General features: G+C 69.1%; 9 protein-coding genes and 1 pseudogene. 5 read left to right on the top strand and 5 right to left on the bottom strand.

Annotated features, from left to right (window positions below):
* Positions 1 to 116 precede the first annotated feature (116 nt).
* The 5 genes and pseudogenes from ACFWEJ_RS23600 to dnaA form a co-directional block, all read right to left on the bottom strand.
* Entirely contained in the window at positions 117 to 632 is a 516-nt protein-coding gene (locus tag ACFWEJ_RS23600) for a DUF721 domain-containing protein (protein WP_377231619.1), read from the bottom strand.
* Positions 633 to 651: 19 nt separating this feature from the next.
* Complete coding sequence (recF, locus tag ACFWEJ_RS23595) at positions 652 to 1,890, bottom strand: DNA replication/repair protein RecF (RefSeq protein ID WP_377231618.1); 1,239 nt, start codon at positions 1,888 to 1,890, stop codon at positions 652 to 654.
* A gap of 26 nt (positions 1,891 to 1,916) precedes the next feature.
* Positions 1,917 to 2,867, bottom strand: a pseudogene (gene gnd, locus ACFWEJ_RS23590) (phosphogluconate dehydrogenase (NAD(+)-dependent, decarboxylating)); the annotation flags it as partial.
* 61 nt (positions 2,868 to 2,928) lie between these two features.
* Positions 2,929 to 4,059 (bottom strand): DNA polymerase III subunit beta, encoded by a 1,131-nt coding sequence (gene dnaN, locus ACFWEJ_RS23585; protein ID WP_377231617.1) that lies wholly within the window; start codon positions 4,057 to 4,059, stop codon positions 2,929 to 2,931.
* 659 nt (positions 4,060 to 4,718) lie between these two features.
* Positions 4,719 to 6,155, bottom strand: a complete 1,437-nt coding sequence (gene dnaA, locus ACFWEJ_RS23580; RefSeq protein ID WP_377231616.1) for a chromosomal replication initiator protein DnaA — start codon at positions 6,153 to 6,155, stop codon at positions 4,719 to 4,721.
* 432 nt (positions 6,156 to 6,587) lie between these two features.
* Between dnaA and rpmH the strand changes: the two genes are divergently transcribed.
* The 5 genes from rpmH (at position 6,588) to ACFWEJ_RS23555 (ending at position 9,293) form a co-directional block, all read left to right on the top strand.
* Positions 6,588 to 6,725 carry a 50S ribosomal protein L34 gene (rpmH, locus tag ACFWEJ_RS23575; protein ID WP_010849920.1) on the top strand — a complete coding sequence of 46 codons (138 nt, stop codon included), beginning with the start codon at positions 6,588 to 6,590 and terminating at the stop codon, positions 6,723 to 6,725.
* 3 nt (positions 6,726 to 6,728) lie between these two features.
* Positions 6,729 to 7,106 carry a ribonuclease P protein component gene (rnpA, locus tag ACFWEJ_RS23570; RefSeq protein WP_377231615.1) on the top strand — a complete coding sequence of 126 codons (378 nt, stop codon included), beginning with the start codon at positions 6,729 to 6,731 and terminating at the stop codon, positions 7,104 to 7,106.
* Positions 7,103 to 7,411, top strand: a complete 309-nt coding sequence (yidD, locus tag ACFWEJ_RS23565) for a membrane protein insertion efficiency factor YidD (RefSeq protein ID WP_285100560.1) — start codon at positions 7,103 to 7,105, stop codon at positions 7,409 to 7,411. Before rnpA ends, yidD begins: the two co-directional genes overlap by 4 nt.
* Positions 7,412 to 7,494: 83 nt before the next feature.
* Positions 7,495 to 8,730 carry a membrane protein insertase YidC gene (gene yidC / locus ACFWEJ_RS23560; RefSeq protein ID WP_377231614.1) on the top strand — a complete coding sequence of 412 codons (1,236 nt, stop codon included), beginning with the start codon at positions 7,495 to 7,497 and terminating at the stop codon, positions 8,728 to 8,730.
* 11 nt (positions 8,731 to 8,741) lie between these two features.
* Positions 8,742 to 9,293 carry a protein jag gene (locus ACFWEJ_RS23555; RefSeq protein WP_377231613.1) on the top strand — a complete coding sequence of 184 codons (552 nt, stop codon included), beginning with the start codon at positions 8,742 to 8,744 and terminating at the stop codon, positions 9,291 to 9,293.
* The last annotated feature ends 88 nt before the right edge of the window (positions 9,294 to 9,381 follow it).

The raw sequence follows: 9,381 nt of genomic DNA, 5'->3' as shown, positions 1-9,381 counted from the left end.
GCTTCGGCCGGGGAGCCCTTCGTGCGTCGGCGACCCGTTCCGGACCTCGTACGAGCCTCGTGTGCGGTCCCGCCGGCGGGCGGACGCTGCCGCCTGTGGATCGTGGTCCAGGCCTGTCAGCCCCAGGTGTCCCGGGGACCGGGGCCACGCACGGAACGAGGGCCGCGCCGGAACCCGGGGCCGGCCGGGCCGAGCACCGTGACCTCCTCGACGACGCCCTCCCCGATCTCCTCCGCCATGCGCCGGACCAGGGTCGGCACCAGCAGCCGGAGCTGGGTGGCCCAGGCCGTCGAGTCGGCGCGCACCACGAGCACCTTCTCCTCGAACGTCTCGGGTGTGCAGTGGTCGGCGATCTCCGAACCCACCACCTCGCGCCAGCGGCCCACGACGCCGCCCACCGACACCTCCTCGGTCCAGCCCTTCTCGCGCAGCAGCCGGCCGACGACCGCACCGAGGAGCTGTGGATCCCGCGCGCCAGGCCCCGAACCGCTCGACCGGGGCTCGGCCAGGGGAGACCGGCGTGAGGGGGATCCGGGCCGCAGACCGCGGGCCCGGGCCGCGGCCTTGGCCCGGTTGAGGGCAGCGCGAGCGACCTCCGACGGCGGCGTCAGAGCGGGCTCAGAGTTATCCACAGGCCCCTGTGGAGATTCATCAGTCACGGGTCACCGTCCCGGGTTCCACGTGAAACCGTACGCCGTCCAGAGCCGGCGGGATGTCCTCGGGCACGGCCGCCGTGACGAGCACCTGGCGAGCCGGAAGCACCAGTTCCGCGAGCCGTTCCCGACGTCGGACGTCGAGCTCGGCGAACACGTCGTCGAGGATGAGCACCGGGTCGGCGTCGGTGCCCAGTTCGGGGTCCCAGAAAGTGGGTGAATCCGCCGAATTCTGCGGATCCCCGCCCAGCAGTCGGAACGATGCGAGCCGCAGCGCGAGTGCGAACGACCACGATTCACCATGGCTTGCGTACCCCTTGGCGGGCAGTCCGCCGAGCGTCAGCACGAGGTCGTCCCGATGCGGGCCGACGAGGCTGACACCGCGCTCCAGCTCCTGCGGCCGGGCCTCGACAAGAGCTTCGAGCAGCAGGTCACGGAGGCGGCCGACGTCCGAAAAGTTATCCCCAGAGCCTGTGGACAACTCCGGTGGATTGTCCGCCGAGAGGGCCGGCATCGACGACCGGTAGGCGATCTCCGCGTCGCCGTCGGCATCACTCACCTGCTCGTACGCAGCGGCGACCGCCGGCCGCAGCGCGTTCACCAGCTGCACCCGCAGCGAGAGGATCTCCGCGCCGAGCTCGGCCAGTCGCGCGTCCCAGACGTCGAGCGTCGCAAGCTCGGCGGCCGCCGAGCTCTCCGACCGTGACGACCCACCGGAGCGCCGGGCCGACCGCGCCGACTTGAGCAGTGCCGAACGCTGCCGCAGGACCCGCTCGTAGTCGGAGAGCACCGCGGACACCCGCGGCATCATCAGGACCAGGAGCTGGTCCATGAACCTCCGCCGGCCGTCCGGGTCGCCCTTCACCAGGGCGAGGTCCTCGGGGGCGAAGAGCACCGTGCGCAGGACCCCCAGCACGTCCCGCGCCCGCACCGGCTGGCCCCGGTTGATCCGGGCGCGGTTCGCCTTGCCCTGGGTGATCTCCAGCTCGACCGTGCTCGCCCGGTCGCCCCGCACGATCCGCGTCCGGACGACCGCTCGCTCGGCGCCCGACCGCACGAGCGGCGCGTCCGTGGCGACCCTGTGCGAGGCGAGCGTCGCGACATAGCCGATGGCCTCGACCAGGTTGGTCTTGCCGCGGCCGTTGCGCCCTACGAACGCGTTGACCCCGGGTTCGAGCTCCAGGTCGGCCGACGCATACGACCGGAAGTCCAGCAGGGAGAGGTGGGAGACGTACATCGGTAGGAGATCGTACGTCCCGGCCGCTACTCCGCCGACTTCACCGCGTGCCCGCCGAACTGCTGGCGGAGCGCGGCCACGGCCTTCATGGCCGGCGACTGCTCCTGGCGCGAGGCGAACCGCGCGAACAGGGCGGCGGAGATCACGGGGAGCGGCACGGCCAGGTCGATGCCCTCGTCCACGGTCCACCGGCCCTCGCCGGAGTCGTCGACCCAGTCGTCGAGCAGCGCGAGCTTCGGGTCCTCCTCCAGCGCCTTGACCATCAGGTCGAGGAGCCAGGAGCGCACGACGGTGCCGCGGCTCCAGGCCCGCACCGTGCCGTGCACGTCGGTGATGAGGTCGGACTTGGCCGCGAGCAGCTCGTAGCCCTCGGCGTAGGCCTGCATCAGGCCGTACTCGATGCCGTTGTGGACCATCTTGGCGTAGTGGCCCGCGCCGACGCCGCCGGCGTGCACGAAGCCCTCCTCACGGGGCCCCTCGGGGCGCAGCGCGTCGAAGACCGGCAGCACGCTCTCCACGTCCGCGGCCGCGCCGCCGACCATCAGGCCGTACCCGTTCTCGAGGCCCCAGACGCCACCGCTCACGCCGACGTCGAGGTAGCCGATCCCGTTCTTCGCGAGCTCGGCGGCACGCTCCTGGTCCTCGACGTAGTGCGAGTTGCCGCCCTCGATGACGATGTCGCCCTCGGAGAGGATCTCACCGAGCTGGTCGAGCACGCCGCGGGTGGGCTCGCCCGCCGGGACCATCACCCAGACGACCCGCTTGTCCTCGGGGAGCGCTGCGGCGAGGTCCGCGAGCGTCGCGACGTCGGACACCTCGGGCCGCGGGTCGAACCCGGTGACCTCGATGCCGCCCTTGCGCAGACGGGCCCGCATGTTGTTGCCCATCTTCCCCAGGCCGACCAGACCGATGTGGGTAACCATGTGCGTGAAATCCTCCTGGGTCGTTCGACGGGGTCGCTCGTGGCGGCCGTCCTTGGTGCTGGCTGACGTCGGGTTGCGGGCACGCCCCGTCGATCAGGACGGGGCGTAGAACCCGTCAGCCGGTGAAGCGGATCGGCACCAGCAGGTACCGGTAGGCGGAGTCGTCCTCGCCGTCCAGGCTGCCCTGGCCGGTGAACTCGACCGGCTTGTTCGGGTGCGTGAACGACAGGCGGACGAAGTCCGTGCCCAGGGCGCCCAGGCCGTCGAGGAGGAACTGCGGGTTGAACGCCACCGCGATGTCCTCACCGACCAGGACTGCCTCCAGCGCCTCGGACGCCTGCGCGTCGTCGCCCTGGCCGGCATCCAGCACGACCTGCCCCTCGCTGAACGAGAGCCGGATCGGCGTGTTGCGCTCCGCGACGAGGCTCACGCGCTTCGCCGCCTCGATCAGCGGGGCGGTGGCGACGACGGCGTGGATGGGCGTGCTGTCCGGGAACAGGCGGCGGACGGCGGGGTAGTCGCCGTCGACGAGCTGGGAGGTGGTCTGCCGGCCGCCGGCCTCGAACCCGACGAGGTCGAGACCCTGGCCTGTGGACAGACCGACGTTCACGAGTCCGCCCGAGCCGAGCGACTTGGCGACGTCGTTGAGCGTGCGTGCCCGGACGAGCGCGACGGCGGAGAAGCCCGGCGTGGCCGGGGTCCACGTCAGCTCGCGGAGCGCGAGGCGGTAGCGGTCTGTGGACAGGAGGGTGATGCGCTCGCCCTCGATCTCGACGCGCACACCGGTCAGCAGGGGGAGCGTGTCGTCACGGCTGGCCGCGACGGTCACCTGGGCGACGGCGTGGGTGAACGCGTCACCCGACACGGTGCCGCTGACCTCGGGCAGGCCCGGCAGCGCCGGGTACTCGTCCACAGGCATGGTGAGGAGTGTGAATCGGCTGGCGCCACAGGTGACGACGACCTTGCTGCCCTCGAGTGCCACGTCCACAGGCTTGTTCGGCAGTGCTCGCGAGATCTCGGCGAGCAGACGGCCGGAGACCAGCACGGTGCCCGGCTCGGCCACCTCGGCGGGGATCTCGGAGCGCGCGGAGGTCTCGTAGTCGAAGCTCGCGAGGTTGATCACGCCCTGCGCGTTGGCCTCGATCCGAACCCCGGCAAGGACCGGTGCCGGCGGGCGCGTGGGGAGCGTGCGAGCGGTCCATGTCACGGCATCGGCGAGAACGTCGCGCTCGACCCTGAACTTCATGCCGTTACATCTCCTCTTGTTCCTGGGCTGTCGAGGGAAACCCTACGCGAGTTGGGGACCTCGCGGCACTCGATAGGCCGCGGCTGTGGATGGACTTCATGCCGGGTGTCGTACTAGTGTTCGAAGAGGTAGCCGAAGCGCTCGACCGGCTTATGAAGGCGTGTGGATTCCCCCTAATAGATAACTGTCGTAGTAGTAGTCGGTGTTGTGGAAACTGGGGAAATCGTGTCTTTCCGCAGGTCAGAGGCCATTTCCTCCTGTGGAGGAGCTGTGGGGCGATCTGTGCATGAACTGGGGACTGCTGTGGACGGCCAGTTTTTACACACAGGCTGTCCACCGATCGGGGTCCCGTCGCCCACAGAAAACAGGCGCTTGTCCACACCCGTCCACAGGCTTGTCCCCAGGTGTGTATCGGCTGGTCAGCGCGGCGCACCAAGTTCTGCACAGGTTGTGTCCACAGCGCTGGGGACAAGCGACGCCGAGCCCAGGTAATCAGCCGTTCCGCGTGTGGACAGCCCTGTGGAGGTGCGTATACGCAACACCCCTGCGCACCGGTCTCGCTGTGCACAGGGGTGTTGAAAGATGTGGAAGTGGGTTCTATGCCCGGATTTTCGGGCAGCGTGGAGCCGGGGAAGGCGGCACGTGTGAGGTGCGGGTCGTCAGCCGCGCTGCTGCTGCTTGATCCGGCTGGTGAGCTCGGTGACCTGGTTGTAGGTCGAGCGGCGCTCCGCCATCTGGCCGGCGATCTTCTTGTTCGCGTGCATGACCGTGGTGTGGTCGCGGCCGCCGAACTGCTGGCCGATCTTGGGGAGCGACAGGTCGGTGAGCTCACGGCACAGGTACATGGCGATCTGCCGGGCGGTGACGAGCACCCGGGACCGTGACGAGCCGCACAGGTCGTCGATGGTGAGGCCGAAGTAGGCGGCCGTCTGCGCGATCACGACGGCGGGTGTGATCTCCGCGGTGTCGTCGTCGTCGGTGATGAGGTCCTTCAGGACGATCTCGGCGAGTGCCAGGTCGACCTGCTGCCGGTTGAGGTTGGCGAACGCGGTGACCCGGATGAGCGCGCCCTCGAGCTCACGGATGTTCGTCGAGATCCGGGAGCCGATGTAGGAGAGGACGTCGGCCGGCACGGCGAGGTGCTCGCTCGCGGCCTTCTTGCGCATGATCGCGATCCGGGTCTCGAGGTCCGGGGGCTGGACGTCGGTGATGAGACCCCACTCGAAGCGGGAGCGCAGCCGGTCCTCGAAGCCGTTGAGCTGCTTGGGCGGGACGTCGGACGTGATGACGACCTGCTTGTTCGCGTTGTGCAGCGCGTTGAAGGTGTGGAAGAACTCCTCCATCGTCTGTTCCTTGCCCTGCAGGAACTGGATGTCGTCGATGAGGAGCACGTCGACGTCGCGGTACCGGCGCTGGAAGGCGCCCGCCTTGCCCTCGCCGATGCTGTTGATGAAGTCGTTCGTGAACTCCTCGGAGTTCACGTACCGCACGCGGATGTGTGGATAGAGGTTGTGGACGTAGTGCCCGATGGCGTGCAGCAGGTGGGTCTTGCCCAGTCCCGAGTCGCCGTAGATGAAGAGCGGGTTGTACGCCTTGGCCGGAGCCTCCGCCACGGCGACGGCCGCCGCGTGCGCGAACCGGTTGGACGAGCCGATGACGAACGTCTCGAAGATGTACTTCGGGTTCAGCCGGGTGGGCTCGGCCGACGGCTTGGGCGCGGGCTGCGGCGCGATCGGCATCTGCGCCTGCTCGGGCTCCGGGGGCTCGTGCTCGAGGGAGAGCGCCGCCGGGCCGGAGATCTGGGACGGGCCGGCGAGCGTGCTGCTGCTCAGCTCGGGATCCACGGTGATGCCGAAGCGGACGTCGCGTCCCAGGACCGACGACATCGCGGAGACCAGGTCGTCGCGGACGGCCGTCTCCAGATAGGTGCGCGTCTGCTCGTGCGGGACGGCGATGAAGACCATGTCGTCCAGCACGGCCATCGGCTTGGCGAGACGGATGAAGGCGAGCTGCCGGGGGCTCATGTCGGGCCGGGCCTCGAGCGCTGTCAGGGTCTGCGCCCAGACATCGCCGATGTTCTCGTCCGGGTTGGCCACTGGCTTTCCTTAGTCTCGTGCGTGGGGTGGTGCGCGACGCTGGGGGTGTGTTGGAGTCTGCCATGATGAGGCACCGTCCACACAGTTGTCCACAGGTTGTGGATGGCGCGGATCATGCCTGGGTAAGTGGTACGTAGCCAGGCAGGACGGCCCAGCGGGGAAGGCCGGCGAGGCGCGCGGTGTGGCGCGTCCGACACGCATGATCCTGCGGTTCTGGTTTGACCCGAGGGGCCCGCCCGGCGTAACGTCAGACAGCCGTTCCAGGTACTTCTGCGCGCCCATACACGGATTCGAGCCACGTCCTCCGACGTCGGCCAGGATCGATGGGCCAGGCCCCGGGTCGGCTCGGTCGATCGAACTTCTGAACGGCCACCATTCACTGCATCGTCGAGGACAGACGGTGTGCCTACCCCGACGTTCTTGGAGTACCTCGTGAGCAAGCGGACCTTCCAGCCGAACAACCGCCGTCGTGCGAAGACCCACGGCTTCCGGCTGCGCATGCGCACCCGTGCCGGCCGCGCCATCCTGGCAGCTCGCCGGCGTAAGGGTCGCGCCGAGCTCTCAGCCTGAGCCATGTTGCCCGCGGCGCACCGTATGCGCCGTTCCGTCGACTTCGAGCGGACGGTGCGCCGCGGCACGCGCGCAGGTCGATCGACCTTGGTGGTTCACCTCCTGGTCCCGGACGAAAATGTCCCGGATCCAGGATCGGGAACTCCACAGGTCGGTTTTGTCGTTTCCAAGGCTGTGGGTAACTCCGTGCAGCGCAACCTGGTGAAGCGTCGGCTCCGTGCCGCCGCCGTCGGCCAGCTCTCCGTGCTGCCCAGCTCCGCTCGTGCGGTGGTACGCGCGCTGCCGCCGTCGGCGGACGCGACCTACGCGGACCTCGACCGCGACCTCGACTCGTGCTTGCGGCGTGCTGTCGCGCGCGTCTCCGGAGACGGGAAGAGATGACCACCATCCCCGCCCCTGAGGGTGAGGCGCCGACGCGTGAGCCTTCGCTGATCGGCCGGCTCCCGGTGACCCTCCTTGTGGGGATGGTCCGGTTCTACCAGGCGTTCATCAGCCCGATGAGCCCCCCGAGCTGCAAGTACTACCCGTCCTGCTCGCAGTACGCCCTGATCGCGCTGCGTCGCCACGGTGCGCTGCGCGGGCTCGGTCTCGCGCTGTGGCGCCTGCTGCGGTGCAACCCGTGGAGTCTCGGCGGCGTCGACGACGTGCCGCCCGCGCGCGGCACGCACACTCACGCCGAGAGCTGACCCGCCTCGGCTCGTGCCGCCGTACACGACCCCCTCGCACCCACCGCAGACTTCGCGTCACCAACACTGGAGCTTCTTGACCGATGGACTTCTTCGCCTTCCTCTACCCCATCGAATGGGTCGTAGCCTGGATCATTTACGGCTCGCACTGGCTGTTCACGACGCTCGGGATGGCCAGCGGCCCCGGGACGGCGTGGGTGCTGTCGATCGTCGCCCTCGTGATCGTCATCCGCGTGCTGCTCATCCCGCTGTTCTTCAAGCAGATCAAGGCCTCGCGCGGGATGCAGATGATCCAGCCCGAGCTGCAGGCCGTGCAGAAGAAGTACAAGGGCAAGACGGACCCGGCGTCCCGCGAGAACATGACGCGCGAGACCATGGAGCTGTACCGGAAGCACGGGACGAACCCGTTCGCCTCCTGCATGCCGATCCTGCTGCAGTCGCCGATCTTCTTCGCCCTGTTCCGGGTGCTGAACAGCCTCAAGCAGATCTCCGAGGGCACGGCTGACCCCATCGGCCCGATCACCCGCGACGTCGCAGGTGACATCGAGTCGTCCACGCTGTTCGGTGCCCAGCTGAGCGACGTCTTCCTGCAGACGGACTCGATGACCTCGCGCATCGTGGTCATCGTGCTGATCGTCGCGATGAGCGTCACGACCTTCACCACGCAGCGCCAGCTGACGATGAAGAACATGCCGCCGTCGGCTCTCGAGGGCCCGATGGCGCAGACGCAGAAGCTGATGCTCTACATGCTGCCGATCGTCTTCGCGATCTCCGGCGTGAACTTCCCGGTTGGTGTGCTGATCTACTGGACCGTCACGAACCTGTGGTCCATGGGCCAGCAGTACTACACGATCAAGCGGATGCCGACCCCTGGCTCCGTCGCCGAGAAGCAGATGAAGGAGCGGCAGGCCGCGAAGGCCGCGCGCAAGGCTGCCCGGAACGGCGGGGTCGTCGAGGAGGACGTCCCGGTGGTCGAGGAGCCGAAGAGCGGCCAGCGCGTCCAGCCCAAGCGGAAGAACCGGCAGAAGAGCGGGACCCGCCCGGCGATCGCACAGGCCGCCCCGCAGGACGCCACCGATGCAGTGGCCGACGCACCGGCCGATGCGCCGACCGACGGATCGACCGGCAAGCAGCAGGCCGGTACGTCGAAGCAGTCGAGCACGGCCAAGCAGTCGGGCACGCCGAAGCAGGCCGGCTCGCCCAAGCAGGCCGGCTCGCCCAAGCAGTCGAGCACGCAGCCCGGATCGAAGCCCAAGCAGTCCGGCACCGCGCCCGGGTCGACCCCGGCGTCGTCGGGCAAGCGCAAGCAGAAGAAGTAGGAGGAGACGCGATGAACGCGAGCACAGGCACGGCCGCACCCGATCCCGCGGCCACGGTCGCGGATCCGGAGGACCGCACCAAGCGCCTCGAGGAGGAGGGCGAGATCGCCGCCGACTACCTCGAGGAGTTCCTCGACATCGCCGACCTGGACGGCGACATCGACCTGGACATCAAGCACGACCGCGCGGCGGTCGAGGTGGTCGCTGACGACCCCGAGTCGCTCGGGCACCTGATCGGCCGCGAGGGCGAGGTGCTCGACGCGATGCAGGAGCTCACCCGCCTGGCGGTGCAGACACGGACGGGGGACCGGAGCCGGCTGATGCTCGACATCGGTGGCTACCGTGCGGCGCGCCGTGTCGAGCTCACGCGGATCGCGGAGCGGGCCGTCGAGCAGGTGCAGGAGTCCGGCGCGGAGGTGGAGCTCGAGCCGCTCAACGCGTTCGAGCGCAAGGTCGTGCACGACGCCGTTGCCGCTGCGGGCCTGGTCAGCGATTCGCGCGGCGTCGAGCCGGAGCGGTACGTCGTGGTCCAGCCGGCCGGAACGGCTGCGGTCACCCACTGATCCGATGGTTTCGGCCGAGGGCCGGTGCGCGTCCCGAGGACGTGCACCCGCCCGCGGGGGGGTTGGGTTGTTTTGACACCGAGTGGGG

The organism is Promicromonospora sp. NPDC060204, assembly GCF_042728455.1.
Classification (GTDB): Bacteria; Actinomycetota; Actinomycetes; order Actinomycetales; family Cellulomonadaceae; genus Promicromonospora.
Note: the sequence above shows the minus strand (reverse complement) of the source record. Positions and strands in the feature narration are given on the sequence as shown.

Bases quoted from the DNA above. Each gene is read 5' to 3' on its own strand.
- recF (WP_377231618.1), bottom strand. From the start codon at position 1,890: ATGTACGTCTCCCACCTCTCCCTGCTGGACTTCCGGTCGTATGCGTCG.
- dnaN (WP_377231617.1), bottom strand. From the start codon at position 4,059: ATGAAGTTCAGGGTCGAGCGCGACGTTCTCGCCGATGCCGTGACATGG.
- rnpA (WP_377231615.1), top strand. From the start codon at position 6,729: ATGTTGCCCGCGGCGCACCGTATGCGCCGTTCCGTCGACTTCGAGCGG.
- yidD (WP_285100560.1), top strand. From the start codon at position 7,103: ATGACCACCATCCCCGCCCCTGAGGGTGAGGCGCCGACGCGTGAGCCT.
- yidC (WP_377231614.1), top strand. From the start codon at position 7,495: ATGGACTTCTTCGCCTTCCTCTACCCCATCGAATGGGTCGTAGCCTGG.
- ACFWEJ_RS23555 (WP_377231613.1), top strand. From the start codon at position 8,742: ATGAACGCGAGCACAGGCACGGCCGCACCCGATCCCGCGGCCACGGTC.